Genomic DNA, 26,707 nt, shown 5'->3' with positions numbered 1-26,707 from the left:
CGGCGGCGTCTTCGGTCTCGGAGTAAATCAGCGTGCCCACGCCGCCCCCTCGTCGTCGGCCGACCACCTCAACAGTGTGAGCGCGCGACTGCGTACCTACGAGCCGTAACCAGCAATCGGAAAGTCCGCTACTTCGAGAAGCAGAGCCTCGATCTGGCCAATCCAGAGAGCAATCTCATCCGCAGGTGGTATCAGCTCGTATGCGTGATGATGGCAGGCCTGGCAAAGAGCAGCCCAAGCCAGATCTACACGCGCTCCCATCTCGTTTCCGCGGAGAGCGCTGATCACGATGACCTTGGAGCGCATGTTGGCACGGTCGATCGATACTCCAAGCGCTTCGCACGATGTCGTCACCATGCCTTCGATCGCTTGCCGCGCAAGGAACGCAGCCGATCGAACTGCCAGTCCTGCCGGAACGTGAACCGTGCCTTCGAGGACCTCCCGGGCGTGGCGGAGCAACGCTTGCGGTGGCGTGGTCACGGCCGTTCCTCCAAGAGGTCTTCAACGGTCCTGCGGAGATCCTTGACAACACCGCGCGGGTCGGCGCTCACGCCTGTGTGAACACCCGGCCCACAGACCTTGAGAGTCGCCTGTCGCCACGATCGACGCTCACACCACTGGCTGTCTCGGCCGTCCAGTGCAAGACCGAGGCGCTTGCGAGTGCGAGTTGCTGCCGACCACTGCGCCTCAACCACCGCCCTGTTCGCGCCCGCCGCGTAGCTACGGGCGTAGAAGACGTCCCGTGCCGCAGCCTCCACAGCCATTCGGCACAGCCCCGGAAGCACTCTCGCCTGCACATCGGGAGGCACTGCCCGATCATTGGCGAGAGCTGTGGCGTCGCCGACGTATCGGCGTGCGGGGTCAAGGCAGGGACGGACCTCGACCGCCGAACCGAAGCCTCGGGCGATCTCCAGGATCCGTGCACCAGGGATGGCCATCCGCCGGAGTACCTCGGGCAAGCGACCGTCGTGGGAGAACACCACGACCTGCCGATCCCGTGCTATGTCAGTCAGGAGCCGGGCAAAACCGTCGATCTTCGCCGGGTCCATCGCCTGAATCGGATCGTCGAGAACGACAAAGCGGAACGGGCTGGAGTCCGCAGTCGCCCTCGGCAAGAACAGGGCCAGTGCGAGTGCGTGCAACTCCCCCTGGCTCATCACCCCGAGGGCACCGGCGTGCTCACCGTCGAGCTCCGCGCGCAGCTCGACGTGACGGCGCGTTCCCTGCCCCTCCAGCGTGATCGCGCCCAGGTCGACGTTGCTCTCCTGGCGGAGGGCCGCCCAAATCTCCTTCGAACGGTCGGCCAGCGGTTCAAGCCGCTGGTTGCGCAGCACGGCCGCGTTGTCCTTGACCCACTCACCGGCAGCCTTGAGTGTTCGTACCATTCTGGCTTGCGCGTCAGCTCGCGATCGAAGCTCGAGCCAGCCCGCAAGCTGCTGCGCCAATGGCGCCCAAGCGTCTTCGAGCCGGGTGATCGCCTCGGCGGCTTCGATCCTGAGAGCGGCGAACGCTTCGATGAGTTCGAGATGCCGCTGTGTGAGGTGCTCGGCGAGCGCAAGGTCGTCTGCGGGGACACCGAGCCAGCGGCGCAAGGCCTCCTCAGCGCGGGCAATCGTCGCCAGAGCAACTCCGGTGGGAGCGGCGATTTCCGGATGCCGGCCGATCAGATCGCGAGCCTGCTGTCGAGCTGCGACAAGCTGCGCCCGGGCGGCACGTAGCTGAGCGATTTCGGCGCTCTCGCGCGCCAGCTCGGCCGCGGCTCGGTCACGCCAGGCCAGGTCGAGAGTTCCTTTCGCGCACACGGGGCACGGCTGGTCGCCGTGCGAGGAGTGGAGTTCGAGAGCTTGCGACAGCAAGGCCGTCCGCCGTTCTTCCCTCTCCGCCGACCTTGCTCCGTGGTCGGCGACTGCCTGGACTCCCGCACGCAGAGCAGCTACGACCCGCGAGACGCTGTCCTGCAGCGGCACCGCCGCACGGCTCAGGTTTCGCAGCCGAGACAAAGGTCCCTGGTCCTGTGTGGTCCCGGTTGCCAACGCACTGAGCACATCAAGGTCCGGGATCCGCTTGGCCAACTCGGCGAGCGCGGACTTTGCCCGATCGTCGTGGACACCGGCCAAGGCAGCCTTCAACTGCTGGCCACGTTCCTTGGCCTCACGAGCCGGCTCCTCGGCCTTCTTCAAGGCGGCGACGAGCCGCGCGGCCGCGTCGGTGATCTGCTCCAGCCCGAGGATTCGGGCGAGAGCGTCGTACAGCTGACTCGGGCCGGCCTGCAACAGGCCGCCCATCTCCTCATAGGACAAGATCGGACGGTATATGTCGATCGCCGAGTTCCAGCCGAGCGCCGTCAAGCCGCGTTCCCGTCGCTCGCCGGCCCGTTGGAGCCAGGTCGACCGGTCGGAAAGAGTGGCTCCGTCGGCCCAGTCGACGCCGACGGTCGCCGCGCCGAAGTCGTCGACGGCGAGACCGACCCGAATGGCGCATGGGGTGGGCTGATGCAGGTTGCGCCAGTCCGACGACCAGTGCGCGTGCCTCTTCTGCCAGCGGTAACTGTCACCGGTGAGCGCCAGTTCCAGCCCCTCGGCGAAGCTCGACTTCCCCGACCCGTTACGACCGGTCACCACGGTGAGCCCGGGGCCCGGGTGCAACGACAACGTCGCCTCGGCTCCGATACCGCGGAAACCGGCGACCTTGATGCCGGTCAGATACGCCCCGACCGGCGGCGGCTCGGGCTCCGGCAACGGGCTTCCAGGCCTGCCGGTGTCGCCCGGCGGCGTGAGCAGGACGGAGCCCAAGGCGTCGTCACCGAGCAGTGCGGCAAGGATCAGTTCCTTGGCGTCCTCGGCAAGCCCGGGATCGGCGTCTGCCCTGTCGAGGACCAGATCAGTCAGGGTCTTGTCGGTCACAATCGGCCACCTTTCACTTCGGACCAGCTCGACGGTAGGCGTCCGATGCCGTCAAGGTCGGCCGATAGCTGATAAGGCGGGTTATCGGTGTCCGACGTTATGCCCTTACGCTTCGCTCGTTAGTGTGATCGCTGTACACACGACCGGACAGAAGGGGCCCTGATGGCGCACGCGACACCACAGCAGGCCCGCCTTCTGATGTCCCTGCCAGAGATCGCCGAGCTGGCGGGAGTGCAACGCCCGGTGGTCACGACCTGGCGCCGCCGCCACCTGGACTTCCCGGTCGCGGCGACCACCGTTGAGGGGCGACCGCTGTTCGACGGCCACCAAGTGTGCTCGTGGCTGGTCGGCACCGGTCGCGCCCAGCGCGCGGAAATCGAGCCGGACCTGCAGGTATATGCGCTCGCCGCGGTCGCACAGCAGACGGGTACCGAGCGCCTGCTCACCACCGCCACAGCACTGCTCTGCCTGCAGCACCTTGACGGTGAGCCAATGCGAGGTGCCACTTCGGTTGAGCTGATCGAGCGAGCGCAGGCCGCGGACATCGACGACTGCATGCTCAACTCGGAGATCGCTGACGACCCGGACGGTGCTGCAGCACTCGTGAACGCTGTGGACGACCTCATCGAAGCCGCTTGGGGGGCGCGGCCGGCATTCGAGCGCCTTCTCACCGTCGTGGGGCGACTCTCCGGTTCGGGCACCGACCGATTTCATCCCCACCTGCCGCACCTCATGGCAGGGTTGTCGGGCGCCTCGCGGCATACCGACCAGCCCGGATCTGTCCGCATCGCCGATCCGTGGGCAGGCCGGGGCGACCTGCTTCTGGCCACCGCGGCGCTCCTCGGTGAGGCGCACAATCCCGTGTTCGTAGCCGCCGAGCGAGACAAGTGCACCTCCCGGCTCCTGCGACGGCGGCTGCGCGTGCACGATTTCCCGGCCGAAGACATCGTCGTGACCAACAACTTCGACGACGAGGTCGCTCCCCCGGACGCCCTTGTTACCGCGTTGCCCTATCTCCCAGGTGAGGAACGATCGGTGAACGCGGCTCTCGACACCATCGACAGCCTGTCGCTCTGGCTAGCTCGTGGACGTACGGCGGTCGTACTCGGCCCCGCACAAGCACTGACGGCCGGTCTCAAGCCGTACACCGCCGAAGAGCGGCTGCGCGCGAAGCTGCTGGCCAGCGGAATGGTCGAGGCGGTCTTGCGGCTGCCCGGCGGCATGGTGCCTGCCCGGCCCGGTTACGACACGGCGCTATGGGTCCTCACCGCGAACCCGGACTCGCGCGCCCAAGGCTGGATACTCCTGGGTGACATCTCGGACCGGGAACTGTCCGCGGAAGTGGTCGACGCGTGCATTACCGATGTGGTCACATGGCATCGCGACGGATACCGGCCGACCGCACATTCCCGCCGGCACTTCGTCCAGGTGGCGGTGCGCGATCTCGTCGAACCGCCCCGGCCGCTCACCCCACTGCCAATGCCCAGCGTGCGCGAACGCGTTGTCGTCGTGCCGCAGACTGTCGCTCGGCTGAGGGAGCTCGAAGCGGCACTCGCTCGCCCCAGGAGCGCGCCGGAGCCGATCGAGAGCGGCCTGGTCATCGCCGAAGATCCGGACGGTCAACGCGCTACGATCGGTGCCCTCATGCGACGCGGCTGGTTGCGGTTGGGCCAAGGCAGCAGAATCGCCACCGAGCACCTTTCCTTCGACGGCCATCACCCGGTCCTTGGTCCGGTCGACTTGCATACCCCGGGTTCGCCCGGCCTGATCGACCGAGCCGTGCTGGCCACCGAGTACCCTCGCGCCGGCCTCACCGAACGGGGCGACGTGCTGGTCACTCTCACTCCCGAACCAGCCGTCTACCTCGACGAGCGCGGGTTTTCCGTCGTCCGGTTCCCGGTACGCCGACTACGTGTCACACCGGACGGCCAAGCCCGATGTCCGCCCGCCGTGCTCGCCGCGCTCTTGGAGACCGTCCTCCGAGCGCGGACCGCGGGCGCCGTCCGGCCGGCGCGCAAGCTCGTCGACTGGGAGCTGCCAGTCCTGTCCGCCGCAACCGCAGCGCAGCTGGATGCGCTGCTCAAACGCATCGCCGCCCGACGACGACAAGTCCAAAGCGAATTGGATTCACTCGACGAGCTGTGGCGGATCGCCACCGCGGGCATCACGAACGCTACGTTGACCTTCTCACGATGAACAGGAGCGCAATGCCACCCCGGAAGAAGAAGCCCGAGCAACCGCAGACGATGCGGGAGTTGCACGACATCCTTTGGAAGTCGGCCGACAAGCTGCGCGGCTCGATGGACGCGGCACAGTACAAGGATTTCGTGCTCGGGCTGGTATTCCTCAAGTACGTGTCGGACGCGTTCACCGAGCGCCGCGACCAAATCCGCGCCGAACTCGTCGAGCAGGGTGTCCCGGAGGCTAGGATCGAAAGCTTCCTGGGCGACCAGGACGAGTACACGGGTCACGGGGTGTTCTGGGTGCCTGATTCCGCGCGCTGGGACAACCTCGTGCACGAAGCCGGTGACAATCCCGGCGAGAAGATCGATCAGGCCATGGACGAGATCATGAAGTCCAACGATTCGCTTACCGGTGTCCTGCCGAAGATTTTCAACCGCGACAACGTCGACCAGATTCGCCTGGGTGAGCTCCTTGCGCTTATCAGTGACGCTCGCTTCACCGGCCATGGCGATCGGCCTGCCCGAGACGTGTTGGGCGAGGTCTACGAGTATTTCTTGGAGAAGTTCGCCCGCGCTGAAGGAAAGCGTGGTGGGGAGTTCTACACGCCGAGTTCGGTCGTCAAGCTGCTCGTCGAGGTGCTAGAGCCATACTCAGGACGCGTCTACGACCCGTGCTGCGGCTCCGGCGGCATGTTCGTGCAGGCCGAGAAATTCGTGACCGCCCACCGCGGTCGCCGCGAGGACTTGTCCGTGTACGGCCAAGAAGCCAACGAACGTACCTGGCGGCTGGCGAAGATGAACCTGGCCATTCACGGTATCAGCGGCAACCTCGGCCCCCGCTGGGCCGATACCTTCCGCGAAGACAAACACCCCGACGTCAAGGCTGACTTCATCCTGGCGAATCCGCCGTTCAACATGTCCGACTGGGCTCGTCGCTCCGACGACGCCCGCTGGCGCTACGGCACTCCGCCGGCTGGGAACGCAAACTTTGCATGGCTGCAACACATCGTGTCTAAGCTCCGCGAGACCGGTAGCGCGGGTGTTGTACTCGCGAACGGATCCATGTCGTCGCAGCAGTCCGGCGAAGGTGACATCCGAGCCGCCATGGTTGAATCGGACCTCGTGTCATGCCTGATCGCGTTGCCTCCACAGCTGTTCCGTACGACACCGATCCCGGCGTGCCTGTGGTTCTTCACCGCAAACAAGGGACCACAGGGCTCGAAGCGACTGTCCGAGCGACGAGGCGAGACCCTGTTCATCGACGCTCGCAATATGGGCGTCCTGGTCAACCGCACCGAACGCGAACTAGCCGCGGACGAGTTGACCAAGATCGCCGACACCTATCACGCCTGGCGTGGCACCAAATCTGCCCGGGAAACCGGTATGAAGTACGAGGACGTCCCCGGCTTCTGCTACTCAGCCACCACCGATGAAATCCGCACTCATGACCACGTTCTCTCACCTGGTCGCTATGTAGGTTCGGGAGAAGAAGACAACATCGACACTGAGCCTATCACGGAAAAAATCGAACGGTTGACCAAGGAACTCTACACCCACTTCGACGAGTCAGCTCAACTGGAAAAGGTCGTGCGCGAACAACTGGAGCTCATCAGTGACTGAGTGGACCACAACAACTATAGGTAGTGTTATTACCTTGCAGCGAGGTTTCGACATTACTCGCGAGCAACAACGCCCCGGCAAGGTTCCAGTAATTTCCTCCGGAGGGATTTCCAGCTTTCATGACACGCCTGCCACCCAAGGACCCGGTGTAGTAATAGGACGAAAGGGAACCCTGGGAAAAGTCTTCTACACAGATGAGAACTATTGGCCACATGATACGACACTCTGGGTGAAAGACTTCAAAGGAAACTCACCCAGGTTCGTTTATTACTTCCTAAGTCAACTAAATACTCTGAAATTGAACGTCGGTTCCGCAAACCCTACATTAAACAGAAATCATGTGCATCCGATACAGATAGAATGGCCGAGCGTGTCCGAACAGCACGCAATTGTAAGGGTTCTAGACGCACTTGACAACAAGATAAACATTAACGCCCGTATCGCCGCCAAGGGCAACGAACTGTCAACCTCCCTACCAATCAGGAACAGCAACCACTTCACAACCCTTTCAAGACTAGTGACACATAGTCGAATGCAAATTGACCCAGCCAGCCTCGAAGGTCGACTGGTAGATCATTACAGTCTTCCAGCGTTCGACACAAGCCAAATGCCGGAGACGTGCGCATCCACGAAGATTAAGAGCAGCAAGTTTTTAATTCAAGGCGAGGCCCTGCTAGTTTCAAAGTTGAATCCGCGGATTCCGCGAATTTGGCAAGCATTCCCTCGAAACGACAGGGTCGCCCTAGCGTCAACGGAGTTTCTCGTCTTGACCAGCGCAGGAGAAGCGACTATTGCCGAGATTTGGGCAGTCTGTTCTCAGCCACATTTTACGGCCGAGCTGTCAGAGAAGGTTACCGGCACATCAAACAGCCATCAGCGAGTAAACCCGAAGGAGGTCCTCGCCGCAAAGGTTTTGGATCCCAGGAGTTTGCCCGACTCCGCGCGGAACCAGATTAAAATTCTGACCGAGCGCGTGCAATCCGCGAGGTTGGAATCAGTTCTTCTCGCTGAAATCCGCGACACGCTTCTACCAAAGCTCGTGTCCGGAGAACTACGGGTCAAAGACGCCGAGAGACTAGTGGAGAGCGCAATATGAATGGTGACTACTCGGAAACCGCGTGGGAGGAGCTCGCACTCGAAGCACTGGGCGAGCTCACTTGGCACCCGACCGAAGGCAAGAAGATCGCCCCAGGCTCAGGCGAGCGGGAGTCCTGGCAGGACTTGGTCCTTCACGACCGACTCAGGCAAGCGGTCGCACACCTAAACCCTGAACTGCCCGCCCCAGCCGTCGACGAAGCCATCAAGGTCCTGGTCACCGCCACCTCCAGGGATGCGAAGGCGGAGAACCGGCAGGTGCACGAGTACATCACCAAGGGCATCCGCAAGGTCGTCTACACCGACTCGTTCGGCGCAGAACAGAACCCGACCATCCGCGTCATCGGCGCCGAACGAGCTGATAACGACTGGTTGGTCGCCAACCAGGTCACGGTCGTGGACGGCGAGCACAAGCGTCGCTTCGACGTAGTCCTCTACCTCAACGGACTGCCCGTCGCCGTAATAGAGCTCAAGAAAGCCAGTGACGCCCACGCGGACCTGGCCGGAGCGCACGCGCAGATCCTGACCTACGTGGAGGAACTCCCGCTGGCGTTCCGCTACAACATGGTCTGCGTCGTTTCCGACGGGATCACCGCGCGATACGGCACCGCGTTCAGTCCGTTCGAGCAGTACTTGCCATGGAACGTCAACGAAGAGGGCAAGCCGGTTAAGCAACCGCCGACGGACGACTCCGAGCTGGCACTGAACCTGCTGCTGTACGGCCTGTTCGACCAAGACCGCATGCTCGACCTTCTCCACAACTACGTGGCCTTCGCCGACGACGAGCACGGTGTCGTGAAGCGGGTCGCACGACCGCACCAGTACTTCGCGGTGACCAAGGCGGTCGACAAGACCGTCGAAGCCGTGCGTGGACACGGGTTGGCCGGGGTCGTCTGGCACACCCAGGGGTCGGGCAAGTCCATCGAGATGGAGCTCTACGCCAACCAGGTGCTCAAGCACCCGGCCCTCGGCAACCCGACCATCGTGGTCATCACCGACCGGTCCGACCTCGATGACCAACTTTTCACCACGTTCGAAACCAGCGGGCTGCTGCCGACCAAGCCCCTCCAGCTGAACTCACGCAGCCAGTTGCGTGAGGAACTCGCCAACCGCACCATCGGCGGCATCCTGTTCACCACCTTGCAGAAGTTCGGCCGTACCAAGGAAGAGAAGGAGTCCGGACGCAGTCATCCGCTTCTGTCGGAGCGGCACAACATCATCGTCATCGTCGATGAGGCCCACCGCAGCCACTACGACGACCTCGACGGCTATGCCCGGCACCTGCACGACGCTGTGCCCAACGCCACGATGATCGCGTTCACCGGCACGCCGATCTCCGGCGTGAAGGACACTCGCAAGGTCTTCGGCGACTACATCGACATCTACGACCTCACCCGCGCAGTGACCGACGGCGCGACCGTGCCGGTGTTCTATCAGAGCAACCACATTCCGGTGAACCTTCCCGAGGACATCGACCCCGAGATCATCGACGAACGGGCCGACGACGCCACCTCTGGTCTGGACGACGCCGAACGGATTCGTATCCAGCGGGCCGTCGCCGCGATGAACGAACTTTACGGTGCTCCTGACCGCCTGCGCGAACTCGCTGGTCACATCGTGAACCACTGGGAAGAGCGCTCCGGCCAGATGCGTAAGTTCATCGGGGCCAACGGTAAGGGCATGATCGTCGGCGCAACCCGTGAAATCTGCGCGCGGCTGTACGACGAGATCATCGAGCTGCGACCGGGCTGGCACCACGTCGACGTCGACAAGGGCCTCATCAAGGTCGTCTACACGGGCGACGCTACCGAGAAGAACGCGGTTATCAAGAAGCACATTCGCAGGCCGTCACTGAACAAGGCCATCCAGCAGAGGATGCGCGAGATCGACGATCCGCTCGAGCTGGTGATCGTGCAGTCCATGTGGCTGACCGGGTTCGACGCGCCACCGATGCACACACTCTACCTCGACAAGCCGATGCGTGGTGCGGCACTGATGCAGGCGTTGGCACGGGTCAACAGGACGTTCCGGGCCAAGGAGGACGGGCTGCTCGTCGGCTATGCCCCGCTCACCGAAAACTTGTACGCAGCGCTCGCCGAATACAGCGCCACCGACCAGGAGACCAAGCCGCTCGGCCGAGACATCGACGACGCATTGGCCCAGGTCCGCGAGCTCTACGAAACGATCTCCTCCGTCATCCTCGCCCGCTTCGACTGGCGTGCGGGGCTGGCCTCCGGACACCCGAAGGCGTTTATCAACACCGTGCTCGGCGCGGTGGACTACCTGCGCAGCCCGGACAACCCCGACAACAAAATCGAAGGCGAAGAGCTGTCGGCGGCGGAGCGGTTCCGGCAGGCGTCGGCAAAGCTGGCGCGGTTCTACGCGCTGTGCTCGTCGACTGGTGAGATGAACCCCTACCGCGACGGCATCGCGTTCTTCGAGGCGGTCCGGGTGTGGATGGCGAAATTCGACGCGGAGGAGCGCGCCGCCAGCGGCAAGCCGATCCCCGCCGACGTCGCGTTGTACCTGCGGCAGCTCACCGCCGGCGCGATCGAAGCCGCTGGGGTGACCGACCTGTACGAGGCCGCGGGGTTGCCCAGGCCGAACCTGTCACATCTGGACGACGAGTTCATCGCGCGGATGCAGGCGGCCCGTAATCCGCACCTGGCGATTGAAGCCTTGCGACGGCTGATCGAGCAGGAGATGCGCAAGGTCACCAAGCACAACATCGTGCGCCAGCAGAGCTTCTCCGACCGACTCATCGAGCTGATGAACAAGTACACCAATCAGAACCTGACCGCAGCCCAGGTGATTGCCGAGATGGTCGCCATGGCCAAGGAGGTATCCGCCGACGGCCGTCGTGGTGAGCAGTTCAGCCCGAATCTGACACCTGATGAACTGGCGTTCTACGACGCGGTCGCACAGAACGAGTCGGCGGTCGGCGAGATGGGAGTGGGCAAACTGGCCGACATCGCGCGTGACCTTGTGCGGTCGCTTCGTCGTGACGTGACCACTGACTGGGTGTCCCGTGACGATGTCCGCGCAAAACTGCGCAGCACCATCAAGCGTCTCCTTGCCATCCACGGTTACCCGCCCGACGCAGAGCCTACAGCCACGCAGCTGGTGCTGACCCAGATGGAGACCTTCGCCGAGGAGTGGTCGCCGAACAAGGACTGACCTCCATCCAACGTACACGGTCACGCAATCGGACGACTTGCGCAAACTTGGAAAACTTTGTAATCTCCAAGTGTTCGAAGTAGTCGACGAGTGGAGCCGTGATGAAGACCCACCCCGTCAAGCTGGAAACCGACGTGTTTGAGTACCTGCAAGACCAGGCCCGTCCGCTGGAGAGCGTGAGCGATGTCCTGCGGCGCCTGCTGAAGCCGAGTAAGCCTCGCCCCAGGAAGGTCAATGAGCCGCCGAGTCACATCGTGCGACGACCCGGCGCTTTGAAGCCACTGCTGGAAGCCGGCGTACTCGAAGCCGACGACGACCTGGTTCACGAACAGCCCCGCAAGGGCTTGGTTCACCGGGGAACCGTCACTGCCGACGGCTGGGTCCGGGTCGGTGAACAGGACTTCCCCCAGCCGTCCCCGGCGCTAAAAGCCTGCGTCGGGCATGAGATCAACGGCTGGGCCAGGTGGACACACCAGCGCTCCGGTCATTCACTCGAAGCACTCCAAGCAGCACTCTGACCCAAATACAGCCGGGCGCGCTCGACGGCCCTGAACTGCCTTCAACAACTCTGAATGAAGCCTCGCCGTCTGCGGAAGTTTGTTTCCGTAGATCGGCGCGCTATGGTCCCTGGTGCACACCTATGGGGTCAAGTCCAACGGAGCCCTCGGCGCACGCGCTGACCACTTGACCGCTCACTCAGACTACGGGCCTCATCAGACGAGCCGCTCCACCCGGGTATTGGCGTGCGGCGCCTTCAAGCACGCAATCGGTCGACAGCCTCACGCCGCACCTATGGTCACGCAGAGTACTTAGTTGCATGCTTCTGGTTCGAGCATGTCCACCACTGTTCGGTGTTCTTGCTTGACCGAACACCGAACAGCTGAGACGATCGACACCATGCCCATCGATAGGCGCCGGGCCATCGATGCCGCGACGGCCGCGCTCACCGCCGTTGGCATTGCGGCTGCGCCTTCACCGGAGGACCTCACCGCCGGCCTCACGGCCGAGGTCAATGGCGTGCGTTTGAACATCTACGTCGAAGTTGCCGCGACCGTGACGCCGGAGTCACTGACGAACCAGCTTCATCGACGTTCTGACACGAGTCTTCAAGCTGCCCCGGCTCACTTGCTCGTCGCTGATCGGATCGTGGCAGCCGCCCGCGAAGTGCTCCGGGAGCAGGGCTGGAGTTGGCTTGATCTCCGAGGTCATCTGCATCTTTCCGGCCCAGGCGTACTCGTCGACACCGCAGTCCCTGCAGCACCCGACGTCCCCCGCCCGGTCGATCTCTTCGCCGGCAAAGTCGCTCTCGAGGTCGCCTGTGCCCTGCTCCTCACCCCCGAACGTCCAGGTTCCGTACGCCAGCTCGCGCGGGAACTTCAACGGTCACCCAGCTCGGTCTCCGCTGTGATGAACTCACTGCGAAAAGCTCAGCTCGTCGACGCTCAGGGGCTGCCGGTGACTCCGGAACTGTTCTGGGAAACGGCGAGCGCCTGGCGACCAGCACGAACAACGGTGGCGCGTGTGGCGCTCCTGGACGACCCCACTATCGCAGGTGCATTGCGGACCGGCTGGGGCGAGCCACCGACCGGAGTCGGCTGGGCTTTGACAGACACGATGGCGGCTGCCGCCTACGGCGCTCCCGCCGGTGTCCGGGCCGGCTATCCACCGGACTTCTACGTCCCCGACAAGACGACGGCCCACCGGGCCGAAGCCCTCCTGGGCGTGCCGGCATCAGAAGCCGCCCGTGGGGCGACCATCCGGATCGCGCCAGTGCCCCAAGTGTGTTCCCTGAGATTCCCGGCGCCACCGGATGGGCCGCCGTGGCCGCTGGCACATCCGCTGTTCGTGGCTCTCGATCTGGCCGCCGACCCCGGCCGCGGCCGGGAGATCCTCGAAGGCTGGAACCCACCGCAAGAGGTAACACGTGTCTGGTGATCAACCCCGGGTAGTGGAGCTCTTCGGTCCGGTCACGTCGTCCCTGGTCCAGGCCCTCCCGGAAATTGAGCGGCGACTCGATCGGAGGATCACCGTGGTCGGCGGCCTCGCCGTCCTGTCACGTCTCGGTTCCACCGCGCACCGGGTGACCAGTGACGTCGACACAGTCAACCGACGGCTCGGCGGCGAGCCAGGCCAACTCGATGTCTTACTCGCCACCGGGGCCACCGCGATCGACGGGGCAGGCGCGATGGTCACCACGCCGACCGGCGATGTCCGGGTGGACGTGCTCGAAGTCAGCGAGGAGCAACTCGACGATCTCCCCGAAGATCCGACCGACCGGCTCTACCTGCTCAGTCACGACTGGGCACTGCGTTCGGCGACACCACTGCATATCCGTGCCGCCGGCGGGGGCACCACAAACGAACACACCGTCCAGGTCGCCGAGCCGGGACCGCTCGTCGCGACAAAGTTGCAGGCGCTGCCGAACCGAGCCCGAGTCAAGGAAGCAACCGACCTGCTCGACATCGTCCGGCTCGCCCTCGACGACGAAACCGGCCCGGTCGTCCGCGCTCAGCTCGCCGCCGCCGACGTCGTGCTGAAACAGGACGCAGCGCTGCACGTCGACCGGTGGTTCCGGACGGCCGCCGAGCGGAGCCTGCGCCTCATCAGGACAACGCCCAGCGGCTCCGACACCACGCCGGACACGGTTGCCCTGGTCGGCGAACTTCTCCTCGCTTCGCTCGCGCGCTGAGGATATTCAGACAGCGCCGGCATGAGCTGACTCGAGATGCCGGGCGACATGGCGAGCCGGCTGGTCGTCCTACGCCGCGATGATGCCGAACGGCAGTTGCAGCTGACCAGCCGGCCGGCTCACCCGCAGCCAAGTTCGCCGCGGCCGTCAACGTCACGGCGAGGCGACCGGCCACGTCCTCGGTCAAGTGCCAGCCCTGATTGGTCACTCCCTTTCCGCACCAGATCCGCGGCACGTCCTCGCGAACGCCCTGGTCAAGGCTCACGATCGCGTACTCGGGCTGCCACCCCAACCCCGGCCCCATCTCCTGGGCATCCTCCAAGGTCAAGAGCACCTCCTCCCAACTGGAGAAGTGACGACGGTCCGGGCCGGCATCGCGATCGTCGTGTAGACCGTTGCACCACCGCGGACAGGGCTTCGCCAGCCAGAACACCGGCCGCGAGCAGATTGCCGCATCCTCACCGGAACAGCCGATCAGATCTGGCGCGCCGACCTGCCTCAAGTCAACTCGATGAAGCGGAACGCGTCCGCAACGGACGCAGGTATGCCCTCCACGCTGCACCGCGTCGAGCGCGCTCAGTCAACCCCTGGCGCGTTGCCCAGCAGGGCCTTGTTCTCCATACCGTCTCCCTTCAACGCAGAGCACGTAGACAGATGATCGAGTAATGCGACGGAGCGACACGCTGTGCAGGTGTCGCACAATCGAGTGGTTCCTTTCATGATCACGCCCCAGATTCCGTATTAGGGGGTGTCGACCTCCCCCGACAAGGAAGGCAACGCAGTGCCTGACCATCAGCGATCGCTCACCTCACTGGAGATCATCGAACGACGCTTCAACGAGCTGACCGCGCAGCCAACCTCGCTGTCACTCGACGGACGCGTCATCGGATTCGGCCTCCCCGACCGGCCGATCCCCCTGGACGAACTCCGGGTCACCCTCCTCAAGCGCCAGACCAGCAACCAGGTGAAGAACGCCGTCTGGAGCGAGGTCGTGCGACGCGCACAGGAACAGGGCGACCCCTGGACCACCGCAGCACTCGGGTTGATGATGCCGGGCCTGAAGAAGGTCGCCGGCAGCATCGCCCGCAACTTCCGCGGCGACATCGCCAACTTCGACGCCGAGATCGTCGAAGGATTTCTCCAGGCACTGAACTCGCTGGACCCCGACAAGCCGATGCTCTACTCGTCCCTGCGGTTCATGGCCCACCGCTACGGACTGGAAGCTCGCGGCAAGGAAGACCGAATCAACGGAACGCGTTCCACCTACGACGAGAGCACGTTCGTCAGGTACCGGGCTCGGACCACCGGCCATCCGGACATCGTCCTGGCACAAGCCGTGAAAGACGACACCCTGACCGAAGACGAAGCCAGCCTCATCGGACGAGTACGGCTCGACGGCGAGGGAGCCGCACCCGTCGCCCACGAACGCGGCGTCTCCTCCTACCAATTCCGGCAACAACTGTCACGAGCCGAGCGACGACTGACAGAGGCCCTCACTCGCCATTCCGCCGCAGCATGAACCCGCTGGTGGTGTCGGCGGCCAAGTCCGGCCGCCGACACCACCAGCGACGAAGGCTCCTCAGTCTCTCACCCCAGAAAGCTAGCGCCGTGAATCAACGAATAGTCCGCGAACTCGACCGACCACGGTTCTACCGCGTCGGCGAGGCCGCAGCGATACTAAACCTGTCACCCATGACCCTCTACCGGGCAATTCAGGCCGGCGAGTTCCCCGCCATCAGAGTCCGGAACCGCATCATCGTCCCGGCGCGCGCAATCGACGACATCGAGCAGGCCGCTGTGACCAGCAACCGCGTCGTCGACACGGCCGACTTCACCACGACGACTCTACCTGCGAGACCTCAGGCGTGATCCACGCCGCCACTGGGAGTGAGCGACCAGGGCGCACGGCGCCCACCGGCGTGGACCCCTCGGAGCCGCGACACGCCCGGGGCAGCAGGCCGGGATCTCATGACCCATTTCGTGACCCGAAACGCTGCTGCCTGGTGATGTTCAGGAGGGCACCGCAGAGAACGGTGAGGACAAAGTTGCAGGTAGAGGCCATAGTCAACGCCGTTGCCTGCTCTCCTAAAGCGGGTGTCGCAGGTTCGAATCCTGCCGGGGGCACCGCTCATGACTTCCGCAGCGCGTCGTTGCGGGCGAGCTCGTGAAACCACGCAAGGACCTCGACGACCGCCTGCCGGGCGGCTGGGTCCGCCAGCAGCTGAAGCCCAAATCCGGGGCGGTGCTCCAATTTTGCCTCCGGTAGGTCGACGCCCTCGATCTTGTTCAGCCGTTGCCGGAGTTCTTCGCGGCGGCTGCGTTCGTTGAAGGGTGGGCGGATGCTGAGGTGCTCGAACACCACCTCGAACTTGCCACTTGGGTAGAGAGCCACGGGCCAGATGTTGCCTCCCGGTTCCGACTTGTCCCGGGACATGAGGAAGCAGGAGGTTTCCTGTCCGGTCCCGTACTCCAGCTGACCACCCATCTCCGTCCACGCGTTGATCACCTCGACCACGGCGCGGGCGAGGTCCGGGCCCTGCTGCTCGACGAGCTGCGAGCGGAACCGGTCGCGCAGCCGGGCGTCCTGGCCCGGTGCGATTTCCGGTACCCAGTCCGGGATCTCCGCTCCGCGCAGGATCGCGAGCCGCTCCGTGGTGAAGCGCCGTTCCGGGTCCGCCTGGCCCTGTGGGTTGAAGGACAGGCCTTCCGTTTCGAGCAACGCGCGTGGGTCGTCGGTTCGTGACGGGTCCGGCCAGGCGAAGTTCGGCGATACCTTGCCGTCCGACTGCAGCACGCGGTGCGCGTTCGGGGCGGCCGTCGTCGCCAGCCGCTGTCCGACGGGGACCGGGTGGCTGCCGATCAAAGCCGCGAGATCGCCGTAGGTCGTCCACGAGCCGGCCGGGAGTGCCGCGAGGGTCTGGTCGATCACATCCCACGCCGGACCCGACGGTTCGGCCACGCGCTCGGCCGGAGCCGGCCAAGTGGCGATCACTCGCTCGGCCAGTGCGTCGGCGCGGGCGTGGATCTGAGGACGGCTCCACCGTTCCTGCTTTGCGATCTCCTGGTTCATGCGCACCCCGCTGGCCGCCAACAGCGGACGCTTGACGGCAAAGGAACTGTTGCTCAGCTTGGCGTTGTACCCGGTGAGGGTGAGGTTTCCCAGCGTGTGCACCAAAGCCTCGTGCACCTGCCCGAACTCTTCGCCGGCCTCCAGGTCTTCGCCCAGCGCTTGCTGCCAGTCACTGGTGGGCGTCTGCGGAAGCACATGCTCGATGGTGAGTTCGGAGAGGTCGACCGGCTCCTTGCTGGCATAGGTTTCCTCCAGCCAACGCAACACGAGCGAGCGCTGACGGGGACGGCCGTTCAGGTAATAGGGAACCGACTGGATCGCCTTCCGGAGTTCCTGGTCGGGCGCGTAGTACTTGCGGCCGGTCGAGAGGTACCGGTGCAACGCTTGGTCGACCGGCAGTTCACCGTCCATTTCGGTGACGATCGACAGCAGGACGCGGTTGATGCTGGCTGTCGCGCGGCCGATCAGGAGACGGCGGACGAAGTAGCTCTCCAGGTAGAGCATCGCCATCGCGATCTGTTCGGAGTCGGCCGAGCCGCTTTCTCGCCGGTCGAGCAGGTGGAGCAGTACCGGATAGACGGTCGTCGTGCCCCACGCGTGTAGCCGGGCCAGCCGGTGCCGGACCGCGGCGTCGGGCTCGAGGGCCGGATCGAGGATCCTGCGCAGCAGCTGCCCGAGCCGGCAGAACCGCGCCACCTCCTTTTCGATCTCCTCCTCTGTGCGCATCGGGTCGAGACGACGCTGCTGGCAGGCGTAGGTGTCGGTCTGCTTGATCCGCGGATCGCCCTGCACGAGATCGAGCCAGAACAGCAGCTCGAGCTGGTCACGGTCAAGGTGCTGCTGGAGCGGCAGCCACAGCGCCTGGTACACGGCCTCGCCCTTGGTCGGCAACCGCATGAACAGGTAGTTCCGCAGGAGGTCGGCTTGACTCAAGCTCAATCCCCTGTTGTTCAGCGACTCGAAGATCCGGTGTGGGTTGTCGCCTCGCTGAGCGGTCACCGAGACCAGCGCCAGCCCCGATATGACGGCGTCCTCGATCCGCTCGATGTCTTCGGGATCTTCCGGGTCGTCCGCCGCGGCGAGCTTGGAGGCGAAGTACCGGTACGCGGAGCCGATCGGGTCGGTTCCGCCCGCCTGCGGTGCCGAGGCTAGACACGCCTGGTAGGCGGGCCGGTCCGCCTGCGTGGGAACCAGTTTGAGCCGCTGCTGCTCGCGCTTCCACCTGTTGATGAGGTACTGCTGGTTAATGCGCTCCCGGTGCTCCGCGCCTTCTTCCTTGGCACGGTGGTCACGAATCGCGCAGAGCAGGATCGACAGCGTGGTCAGCCGCTACTGGCCGTCGATCACCAGGAACTCCTGTACCCCTGTGGGACCGTTGGCCGGGCTCGGCGCGGTACCAGCTCCTGCAGCGTCGTCTCGCGGGCCGCGACCAAGTTCCTGTCCCCTCTCGATCGTCTTCGTCAGGTGATGCCGAGCCGGTGCTGCTCGGCCAGGACGATGCGCTGCTTCAGAGGTACCGCATCGTCATCGAGGACGGCAGGCCGGTGCTCACTCGCGTCGACGGACCGGCTGTCAGCGTCCTTGGCGTCACTCTTGCGGGCGAATTCTGCGAACAGCAGGCTCTTCTGCTCCTGGATCTCCCGCATCCGCTCGTCGACGCTGCCCTTGGCCAGCAACCGGTGCACCTGCACCTTGCGGATCTGCCCCATCCGGAAGGCACGGGCGATCGCTTGTTCTTCCGTGCTCGGCTTCCACTGGGGCTCCGCGATGATCACCACCGAAGCGGCCTGGATGTTCAGCCCGACGCCACCGGCCTCGATCTGGCTGAGCAGCACGGCGTGTCCCTCGTGGCGGGTGAAGTCGTCGACGAGGTGCTGCCGCGCCGGCGGGGACACCGATCCGGTCAGCCGCCCGATCACCGAATCACCGAGCTTCTCCTCGATCGTGGTCAGGACGTCGAGGAAGTTGGAGAACACCACTACCTTGTAGCCGTCCTCACGAGCCTCGTCGACGATCTCGGCGAGCCGCTCGAGCTTGGCGGCTCCGGGAGCGCGGAAGGCCGCTTGGCGCATCTGCATCAGGTTGCGCGATCGGACGCTCGCCGCGTAGACGGCTTCATCGTCGGCGGTCAGCCGCACCCAATCCTCGACTTCGATCTTGTCGGGCAGCTCGGTGAGGACGTCCTCTTGGTTCCGGCGCAGGTACACCGGTGCGACAGCGCGGCGGAACCGCCGAGCGCCGGCGACAGCGTCGGTCGCGTCGATCCGGCGAGCGATCCCCGGGTGCAGGTAGCCGACGAGGTTCCGGAACTCCTCGACCCGGTTTTCCATGGGGGTACCGGTGAGGAACAGCGCCCGCTGGGCACGGCCGACCGCGGCGGCCACCCTCTGGGATCGCTGCGAACTGGGGTTCTTGACGTAATGCGCCTCGTCCACCACGAGCAAGGCGACACGGGCATCGGCCAAGCCGTTCAACCGGCCGAGCGTGGTGAACGTCGTGACGGCGATGCCACCGGTTCGCAACCAGCGCCGGACCGCCGAGTCCCGGTCGGCACCGTGCAGGCTGTGCGCCGCGAGACTGGTGTGCTTGGCGATCTCGTTGATCCAGTTGACCTGCACGCTCGCGGGGCACACGACGAGGAAGCGAGTCTGTCCCTTCGCCGCCATGTGGCCGATCATGGCCAGCGCCTGGACGGTCTTGCCGAGCCCCATTTCGTCACCCAGGATCGAGCGTTCCTGGTGGATCGCGTACTGCGCGCCGAAAACCTGGTAGCCGCGCAACGTGGTCTTGAGCAGGCTGGTGTCCAGCGGGACCGCAGTGATCTTCTGCCGCAGCTCCTCGGGGATGAAACCCTGCGCGGCCTCGGTTTCCTGCTCTTCACCGTGGCCACCGACGGTGGACAGCAACGCGTTGAGCGAGGCTGCGTCGTTCGCATACTCTTGCCAGAGCTGCGCGGGCGAATACGCATCAGGAGCGAGGGCACGCTGTTCTCGCTGCACCGCTGTCTGCAACGAAACGACTCGAGGGTCGGCGAGGATCGCGTCGAGCTGGGCCAAAGCGGCCAGCGCTGTTTGCCTCTTGGCGCGGCGGCGGAGAAACAGCGCGACGCGGCTGGTGGTGGGCTCGGCCTGCTCGACCAGCGGCGTCGTCTGCGTGGTGAACTGCTGAAGCGGCTTCTGCAACACCGCTCGCGCGCGGTCAGCGCGCCGGGTGGCCGCCAGAGTTCCGAGGAGCTCGGTCTGGCCGGGATCCTGGCGATCCGGGTCGAAGCGGACCCGGGCTTCGCCGTGCACTTGCCGTGCGAGCCGGACCGCGGCCGATGAGACCTGCTGGGCCGTCTGCGGGCCGATTCCCGGGACGGCCTGCAGCTCGAACGGGCTCGCGGCCACGATGTCGGCGACCGTGCGGTAGCCCGCCTCGGCCAGCGCGTTGAGCCGGACCCCTTTGCCGGCGAGGTTCCGGAGGTCGCTGACCGGCCGGTCAGCCAGTGCGTCCCTCGCTTGCCGCTCGGCGAGGGCCCTCGTCTGCCGGCGAGCGGTCTCGCGGAGCGCCTCCGGGGCGGACAGCAGGGCGGCAACCCGATCGGCGAAGGCGCGGACGTTGGCGAGTGTCGCCTTCGCCGGCGCGCCGATCTTGGCCTTGGCAGCGTCGACCGCGTTCGGGGCAGTCATGCAGAGATTGCTCTCGCGAGGCGGCGCACGACCACGCACCTTACGACAACCGTCACCCTCGATCTCCCGTTCCCTGTACTTGGTCGGTCACCCACCGAGCCCCGTACGCCAGGCCTGGGGTCAGACGCTGGAAGCGCAGGTGGATCTCCCCCGAGGGGTCGACCGCGTGCGGGCGACCGCGGTAAGCCGGGTCCGAGACGTCCCGCTGGAATGCTCCCTCCAGTACCCGGACCTCCGGCTGGCCGTCGAACCGCACCCGCAGGTCGAAGGACTCGCATGGCTGGCGAGGGACGCACACCATGTGCGGGTGCAACGCCGAAGGCGACGACAGCCGGAACAGCACCGACGACTCCCAGGACTCCCCTCGGGTCAACGGGCGCGGCAAGGCAAGGGCGAAGCCCCAGCGGTCCGACGCCTCCATCCCGCGGTCCACCAGACGTCCGCCGTAAAGCACCGTCGCCGAGACGTCGCGGCGGCCGGCCGGGAGGGAAACCGCCAGGTCCAGGGAGGTGAGACCGTCCCGATCGGCCACGATTCGACGTTGCTCGAGGACCAACGGCGCCCCCTGGTCCAGCACCAGGGACACCGAAAGGGACGCCGTGTGCCAGCTGTCCGGTGACAGCGCGGGAGAGGGCGAAGAAGAAGCCAGCTCCGCCAGGACCTCGATTGCCTCGTCCACGCGACGGCGGACCGTCCGCGGGTCTCGGTCCAGGAGGGAAGCCGCCCATCTGACCCGGTCCTGGTACAGGGGGTGGCGGGCCTCCGTCGAGATCGCGAAGGCCGCCAATGCCGCTACCCGGAGATCCTCCGGAAGGTGTGAAGCCAGCGACGACAGCCGGCCTGAGACCTTCTCGCGGATTGCCACCATTCCGTCGCCCTCGGACACTGAGCACGCCGTCCTCAAAAAAGGCCCCACTCGGTCGTCCACGCGGCCCGCCAGGCCTCGGCCCTTGCGCAGCGTCTTCAGCTCCTGGATCAGCTCCGCGCGCTCCACCATCGTTCTCCTTCAGTGCGTCTCCATGGCGGGTCACCCCCTTCAGGACAGCGTGCGATCGCCCGGTGGACGAGAAGTGGACAGAACGTGCATCACCGCGGCGATCAGGGCCTTTCCCAGGCGGATGCCGTCGCGGCCCAGGTAGCAACGGAACGTGCCGATGCGGCTCAACGCCGCTTCGTCCGCGTCGCCCACGCCGTACGCCACCATTCGGGGGCGGTCGGCCCACGAAGGATCGGCGAGCGACGAGAAGGCCGCGGGCCAGGTCACCGGGTCCGTCGGCTGGCCGTCGGACAGGAAGAACACCAGGGGGCGGTGGACGTGGACGCGGTGGGCCGCCAGCGCCCGCGCGTCGGACTCGATCGCCGTGCGCAGGAACGTGAACACCGGGCCGAAGTCGGTGCCGGCAGACGGGCCCGGTGGGGGGAGCTCGGCCAGCTCGTCCATCGGCAACAGGCTCTGGACCAGGGAAGGCGCGGCGCCGAAGCCGATCACGCTGCAGAGCACCCGGTCCAGCAACGACGCGTGGACCGCGCCGCGGAACTCGCGCAAGCCCGCGTTCAGCTCGTCGATGTGGTCGGCCATCGAAAGCGAGACGTCGCACGCTATGTAACACGGCAACACGTCGGACCCCATATCCGTTTCTCCTTCACCCCTGATTCGACCGGGCGAAGCCTGGCAAGCGCGCGTGTACCGAACGTGCAAGAAATGCGGATTTTCGAAACCCTGACGGCCGATTGCGCGATGTCAAAAGAGGACAGCAAGCTGACAGCGGGGAGGCCGCGTGGAGTACCGGATGCTCGGCCCGTTGGAGGCGTGGCACGACGGCGCGCCGGTGCCGCTGGGTGACCAGCAGCAGCGGTTCGTCCTCGTCGTGCTGCTCCTGAACGCGAACAAGCCGGTGTCGAGCGCCCGCCTCGCCGAGATCGTCTGGACCGGCCGGGAAACCAAACCCACCCTGGTGCGCAGCTACGTCAAGCGGTTGCGCGACGTCGGCGTGGGCATCGAGACCACCCCGACCGGCTACCTCCTGCGCGTCGGCGACGAGGAGCTCGACACCGTCCGGTTCGACCGGCTGCGCGCCGAGACCGGGCGGGCCGACGACCCGCGGCGGAAGATCGAGCTGCTGCGGGAGGCCGTCGGGCTGTGGCGGGGGCGGTTCCTCGAGGACATCGACATCGACCGCGTCGGCGGGCCTGGGGTGGGGTTTCCCGAGGAGAGCCTTTCCGACGTCGTGGGCGACCTCGCCGAGCTGGAGCTGGACACCGGTGACCACCGCTCGGCGCGCGACCGGCTGCGGCCGCTCGTGCGGTCCGACCCGGCCAGCCAGAAGCACGCCGGGCTCCTCATGCGTGCCCTGCTCGCCGGTGGTGACCAGGTCGGCGCGCTGCGCGTCTTCCGCGGCACCCAGGCCGCGCTCGCCGAGCTGCGCATGGAACCCGGGCCCGTGCTGCGCAACCTCGCCGCGCGCGCCGAACACGGCGATCCGCCCAGCTCGCTGCCGTCGCGGCCCGGCGCGTTCACCGGGCGGGCCGGCGAGCTCGCCAAGATCGAGACGGCCGCCGTGACCGGCCGGAGCGCCGTCTGGGTCAGCGGGGCACCCGGCGTCGGCAAGACCGGACTCGCCATCGAAGCCGCGCACCGGCTGCGCGACCGGTTCCCGGACGGCCAGCTCCTCGCCCGGCTCAACGGGTTCACCCCCGGCGTGCCCGAGACCAGCGTCGGCGACGCGCTCACCGAGCTGCTCGTCGAACTCGGTGTGCCGGCCGAGCAGATCCCGGCCACCGTCGGCCGGAAGGTCACGCTCTACCAAACGACACTGTGGGGCACGCGCACGCTGGTCGTGCTGGACAACGCCGCGTCGGCCGAGCAGATCCGGCCGCTGCTGCCCGAAGCCGACGGCTGCCTCGCCATCGTCACCAGCCGGCGGATGGGCGATACCGGCGAGCCCGTCCGGCTGTCACCGCTGCCGGCGGACGAGGCCGCCGAGCTGTTCACCGCGCTGACCGACGCGGCGCGCGCACGCGGGCGAGCGGCGGAGGTCGCGCTGGTCGTCAAGCGCTGCGGGTACCTGCCGATGCCGATCCGCGTCGCCGCCGCGCTGTTCCGGCGCCACGACCGGTGGCCGCTGGAGCACCTGCTCCACCTGCTCGAAGAAGGTGGCCCGTGGGGCGAGGACGACGGCATCGCCGCCGTCCGGGTGTCCTACCAGCAGCTCGGCGAGCCGCAGCGCGCCATGTTCCGGCTGCTCGGCGGCCTGCCGGGCCCGGACGTCGACGTCGCCGGCGGCGCCGCGCTCGCGGGGTGCGACGTCACCGCGGCCCGGCTGCTGCTCGACGACCTGCACGAGGTCAGCCTGCTGGAGGAGGCGGCGCCGGAGCGGTACCAGATGCTGGACCCGCTCAAGGAGTTCGCCGCCGTCGAACCGGCGCCGCGGCAGGCGCTGGTGCGGCTGCTCGACTTCTACCTGGTCACGCTCGCGGCCGCGGTCGGTGCCGCATACCCGTTCGACCGGGCGCAGCTGCCGGCTTCGGACCGGTCCTGCCCGGTCACGCCAGCATTCGCCGACGAAGCCGCCGGACTGCGCTGGATCGCCGCCGAACAGGTCAACCTCGTGGCCGCGATCCACTACGCCGCCCGGCACGACCTGCCCGAGCACACCTGGCGCCTCGCCGTGCTGCTGTGGCGCTACTTCAACACGACCAACCAGTTCGAGGACTGGATCGGCACGCTCGAACTCGCCTGGGAGACCGTGTCGGCCGACCCCGGCAACGACTACGGCCAGGCGCACGTGCTGCTCCGGCTGGCGACCGCGAACGACCGGCGCGGCAAGCTCGCGGAAGCACTCGAACTCGCCGCCCAGGCGCTGCCGAAGTGGCATCGCCTCGGTGACGCGCGGGGCGAAGCGGCAACGCTGTGCGCGCTCGCGATCCCCACGATGGAGCTGGGCAAGCACGAGCAGGCGATCGCCCACCTCGAGGCCGCGCTGGCGAAGTACGAGCTGAGTGAGGACCGGCGGGGCGAAGCCCACGCGCTGAGCATGCTCGGCTACCTCAACGAACTGCACGGCAACCTCGAAGTCGCACTGGGCCAGCACGAAGCCGCGGCGCGGATGCTGCGGGAAATCGGGCACGTCCAAGGCATCGCGCACGCGCTCAACAACCTCGGTTCGGTGCAGGAGAACCTCGGGCTGCTCACCGAGGCGCTCGGCAGCTACACCGAAGCGCACGCGCACGCCGCCGAAGTCGGCGACCACTGCGTCGAGGCGTACGCGCTGAACAACATCGGCAACGTGCACCGCCAGCGCGGCAAGTTCACCGAAGCGGTGCGCTACCACGACAAGGCCAAGGAGGTCGCGGCCAACGTGCCGGACGCCGACCTGCGCACACAGCTCTACCTCGACCGCGGCGCGACGGCGCTCGCGCGGGGTGCGCACCGGGACGCGCTCTCCGCCGGCCGCGCGGCCTTGGACCTGGCCGTCGGCGACGGGAACCGCACCTATCAGGCCCGCGCTCACCGCGGGGTCGCGGAAACGCTGCACGCGATGGGCGCGCACGACGACGCCGTCACGCATTGGGACGCCGCCGTCGAAGCGTTCGCCGAACTCGGTTTGCCGGAAGCCGGTGAATTGCGATCCGATCGCGTGGATTGGGAATGCGCCTGCGCTTCGCGGTGAATGCGGCCCGGGCCGGCCGCCCCCGGCCCGGCCGGCCCGGCCTGCGTCAGCCGTGCCAGGGGTTGCCGTCGGTGCCCGCCGGCGGCGGGGTGGTGGTCGTGACCGGCGGCGGCGTGCTGCCGCCGCCGTCCGCGAACGCCGTGGTGGAGCCGATCAGCGGCGCCGCCGCGATGATGCAGAGGGCCAGCACGGGGCCACCGATTCTGGCCAGCTTTCTGGGCAAGGACATGACGAATCCCTCCTCGGGAATGGTTTTTTCAGGGGATTCCGGAGTGATTTCCGGCCCTGCAACCAGGATTCGTCAAGCAGTGTTAATCGACTAGGGGTTTCCCGTTTCACGCAAGAACAGGAAACAGGAAACACCACCGGCGAACAGCAGCGCCGCGGCGGCGGTCAGCGCGAACGCCGTCGAGGTTCCGGAGGCCAGCACACCGAGGACGGCGACCCCCAGGACGGCGCCGGTCTGGCGGGACGCGTTCAGGGCGCCGCCCGCGATCCCCGCCAGTTCCGCCGGCGCCGAACCGACCACCGCGGTCAGCAGGGACGGGATCGCCAGCGAGACGCCGAAGCCCAGTGCTGCCAAGGCGAGCACCGAGAGCGCTTCCGGGGGCGAGAACGCCTGGAGCAGCGTTCCCGATGCCATCAGGGAAAAGCCGGAAACCGCGGGGATGCGCGGGCCGATCCGGGCGACCAGGCGGCCGGTGAAGATCGGGTTGAACGCCGTCGGGACGGTCAGCGGGAGGAACGCCAAGCCGGTGGCCGACGGGGTGTAGCCGCGGGTTTGCTGGAAGTACAGCGACAGGACGAACAGGACGCCCGACAGGCCGAAGTTCACGATCGCGCCCGCCAGGAGGCCCCAGGAAACGAGCCGGCGCGGGAGCATCGCGTCCGGCCGGCGTTGCACCCGGAGGAACACCAGTGCCGCCACGACGGCGGGCGCCAGGGCCCAGAAAACGCCTTCCACCAGGGCATACGTCAATGTCGACAAAGAGACTATCGCGGCCAGCTGACTGGGCACGTCCATCCGCCCCGGCTTCGGCGGCGTCGACGGCGCGGAGCGGGAAAGCGCCAGCGCGATCAGCGCCACCGGGACGTTGACGACGAAGATCGCGCGCCAGCCGAACGCCTCCGTCAGCACGCCGCCCAGCAGCGGGCCCGCCACCAGCCCTGTTCCGCTCACCGCCGCCCACACCCCCATCGCCTTGGCGCGCGCGGCCGGCACCGGGTACGCCGTCGCGATCAAGGACAGCGACGACGGCACCAGCAAAGCCCCCGCCACACCCAGCAGCGCGCGGAGGGCGATCAACAACGAGGGGGATGCCAACGCGGACAACCCCGACAGCACCGCGAAGGCGACCAAGCCGGTGAAGAACACCCGGCGGGCGCCGAAGCGGTCCGACCACGCGCCCGCCGTCAGCAGGAACGCCGCGAACGTCAGCGTGTAGCCGTTCGAAATCCATTGCTGGTCCGCCAGTGAAGGCGACAGCGCCGGGAGCGCCACCGTCACGATCGTCGTGTCCAGCATGACCAGGAAGTAGCCCAGCGAAAGGCCGGTGAGGAGTCTTGCCACACCTCGAAGCCTGGACGCTCGGTGACACCGGTGGAAGCAGGGAGTTACGATGGGGGGTA

General features: G+C 66.4%; 19 protein-coding genes. 10 read left to right on the top strand and 9 right to left on the bottom strand.

What is annotated here, in order from left to right; all coding sequences use genetic code 11:
- Positions 1-96: 96 nt before the first annotated feature.
- Positions 97-480: a hypothetical protein gene (locus tag ACLJQM_RS09075; protein WP_410630735.1), complete on the bottom strand. Its 384-nt coding sequence runs from the start codon at positions 478-480 to the stop codon at positions 97-99.
- Entirely contained in the window at positions 477-2,903 is a 2,427-nt protein-coding gene (locus ACLJQM_RS09070; protein ID WP_410630734.1) for an AAA family ATPase, read from the bottom strand. The genes ACLJQM_RS09075 and ACLJQM_RS09070 overlap by 4 nt, the downstream gene beginning before the upstream one ends.
- Before the next feature lie 162 nt (positions 2,904-3,065).
- Between ACLJQM_RS09070 and ACLJQM_RS09065 the strand changes: the two genes are divergently transcribed.
- The 7 genes from ACLJQM_RS09065 to ACLJQM_RS09035 all read left to right on the top strand — a co-directional run bounded on the left by ACLJQM_RS09065 (position 3,066) and on the right by ACLJQM_RS09035 (position 13,667).
- Positions 3,066-5,099 carry a hypothetical protein gene (locus ACLJQM_RS09065; RefSeq protein WP_410630733.1) on the top strand — a complete coding sequence of 678 codons (2,034 nt, stop codon included), beginning with the start codon at positions 3,066-3,068 and terminating at the stop codon, positions 5,097-5,099.
- The gene (locus ACLJQM_RS09060) at positions 5,096-6,706 is read left to right on the top strand and encodes a type I restriction-modification system subunit M (RefSeq protein WP_410630732.1); all 1,611 of its coding nucleotides are present in this window, start codon (positions 5,096-5,098) and stop codon (positions 6,704-6,706) included. The genes ACLJQM_RS09065 and ACLJQM_RS09060 overlap by 4 nt, the downstream gene beginning before the upstream one ends.
- A complete protein-coding gene (locus ACLJQM_RS09055; protein ID WP_410630731.1) occupies positions 6,699-7,802 on the top strand; it encodes a restriction endonuclease subunit S in 1,104 nt (367 codons plus the stop codon). Before ACLJQM_RS09060 ends, ACLJQM_RS09055 begins: the two co-directional genes overlap by 8 nt.
- The gene (locus ACLJQM_RS09050) at positions 7,799-10,978 is read left to right on the top strand and encodes a type I restriction endonuclease subunit R (protein WP_410630730.1); all 3,180 of its coding nucleotides are present in this window, start codon (positions 7,799-7,801) and stop codon (positions 10,976-10,978) included. Before ACLJQM_RS09055 ends, ACLJQM_RS09050 begins: the two co-directional genes overlap by 4 nt.
- A gap of 101 nt (positions 10,979-11,079) precedes the next feature.
- A complete protein-coding gene (locus tag ACLJQM_RS09045) occupies positions 11,080-11,496 on the top strand; it encodes a hypothetical protein (protein WP_410630729.1) in 417 nt (138 codons plus the stop codon).
- A 343-nt stretch (positions 11,497-11,839) separates the two neighbouring features.
- Positions 11,840-12,913, top strand: coding sequence for a hypothetical protein (locus tag ACLJQM_RS09040; protein ID WP_410630728.1), 1,074 nt, complete (start codon positions 11,840-11,842; stop codon positions 12,911-12,913).
- 13 nt (positions 12,914-12,926) lie between these two features.
- Positions 12,927-13,667 carry a hypothetical protein gene (locus ACLJQM_RS09035; protein WP_410630727.1) on the top strand — a complete coding sequence of 247 codons (741 nt, stop codon included), beginning with the start codon at positions 12,927-12,929 and terminating at the stop codon, positions 13,665-13,667.
- Here the strand turns inward: ACLJQM_RS09035 and ACLJQM_RS09030 are convergent.
- Entirely contained in the window at positions 13,582-14,100 is a 519-nt protein-coding gene (locus tag ACLJQM_RS09030; RefSeq protein ID WP_410630818.1) for a DUF6907 domain-containing protein, read from the bottom strand. The genes ACLJQM_RS09035 and ACLJQM_RS09030 overlap by 86 nt on opposite strands.
- 315 nt (positions 14,101-14,415) lie before the next feature.
- On the opposite strand from ACLJQM_RS09030, the gene ACLJQM_RS09025 reads away from it, so the two are divergent.
- Together ACLJQM_RS09025 and ACLJQM_RS09020 are read left to right on the top strand one after the other, a co-directional pair.
- Positions 14,416-15,186 (top strand): hypothetical protein, encoded by a 771-nt coding sequence (locus tag ACLJQM_RS09025; RefSeq protein ID WP_410630726.1) that lies wholly within the window; start codon positions 14,416-14,418, stop codon positions 15,184-15,186.
- Positions 15,183-15,536: a helix-turn-helix domain-containing protein gene (locus ACLJQM_RS09020; RefSeq protein ID WP_410630725.1), complete on the top strand. Its 354-nt coding sequence runs from the start codon at positions 15,183-15,185 to the stop codon at positions 15,534-15,536. The genes ACLJQM_RS09025 and ACLJQM_RS09020 overlap by 4 nt, the downstream gene beginning before the upstream one ends.
- A 259-nt stretch (positions 15,537-15,795) precedes the next feature.
- Here the strand turns inward: ACLJQM_RS09020 and ACLJQM_RS09015 are convergent, their stop codons facing one another.
- From ACLJQM_RS09015 to ACLJQM_RS09000, 4 genes are all read right to left on the bottom strand, one after another.
- Positions 15,796-18,054 (bottom strand): DUF1524 domain-containing protein, encoded by a 2,259-nt coding sequence (locus tag ACLJQM_RS09015; RefSeq protein ID WP_410630817.1) that lies wholly within the window; start codon positions 18,052-18,054, stop codon positions 15,796-15,798.
- Between the two features lie 143 nt (positions 18,055-18,197).
- On the bottom strand, positions 18,198-20,447 hold the full coding sequence (locus tag ACLJQM_RS09010) for a DEAD/DEAH box helicase (protein WP_410630724.1): 2,250 nt from the start codon (positions 20,445-20,447) through the stop codon (positions 18,198-18,200).
- A gap of 13 nt (positions 20,448-20,460) precedes the next feature.
- The gene (locus tag ACLJQM_RS09005) at positions 20,461-21,087 is read right to left on the bottom strand and encodes a hypothetical protein (RefSeq protein WP_410630723.1); all 627 of its coding nucleotides are present in this window, start codon (positions 21,085-21,087) and stop codon (positions 20,461-20,463) included.
- A gap of 357 nt (positions 21,088-21,444) precedes the next feature.
- Positions 21,445-22,038, bottom strand: coding sequence for a vWA domain-containing protein (locus tag ACLJQM_RS09000; RefSeq protein ID WP_247018160.1), 594 nt, complete (start codon positions 22,036-22,038; stop codon positions 21,445-21,447).
- A 148-nt stretch (positions 22,039-22,186) separates the two neighbouring features.
- Between ACLJQM_RS09000 and ACLJQM_RS08995 the strand changes: the two genes are divergently transcribed.
- Positions 22,187-25,078, top strand: coding sequence for a tetratricopeptide repeat protein (locus ACLJQM_RS08995; protein ID WP_410630722.1), 2,892 nt, complete (start codon positions 22,187-22,189; stop codon positions 25,076-25,078).
- A gap of 46 nt (positions 25,079-25,124) precedes the next feature.
- On the opposite strand, the gene ACLJQM_RS08990 is transcribed toward ACLJQM_RS08995, so the two are convergent.
- Entirely contained in the window at positions 25,125-25,307 is a 183-nt protein-coding gene (locus tag ACLJQM_RS08990; protein ID WP_360777273.1) for a hypothetical protein, read from the bottom strand.
- Positions 25,308-25,397: 90 nt separating this feature from the next.
- Positions 25,398-26,648 (bottom strand): MFS transporter, encoded by a 1,251-nt coding sequence (locus tag ACLJQM_RS08985; protein WP_410630721.1) that lies wholly within the window; start codon positions 26,646-26,648, stop codon positions 25,398-25,400.
- Positions 26,649-26,707 lie beyond the last annotated feature (59 nt).

It is taken from the genome of Amycolatopsis sp. cmx-4-83 (assembly GCF_046548815.1).
Taxonomy (GTDB): Bacteria; Actinomycetota; Actinomycetes; order Mycobacteriales; family Pseudonocardiaceae; genus Amycolatopsis; species Amycolatopsis pretoriensis_A.
Note: the sequence above shows the minus strand (reverse complement) of the source record. Positions and strands in the feature narration are given on the sequence as shown.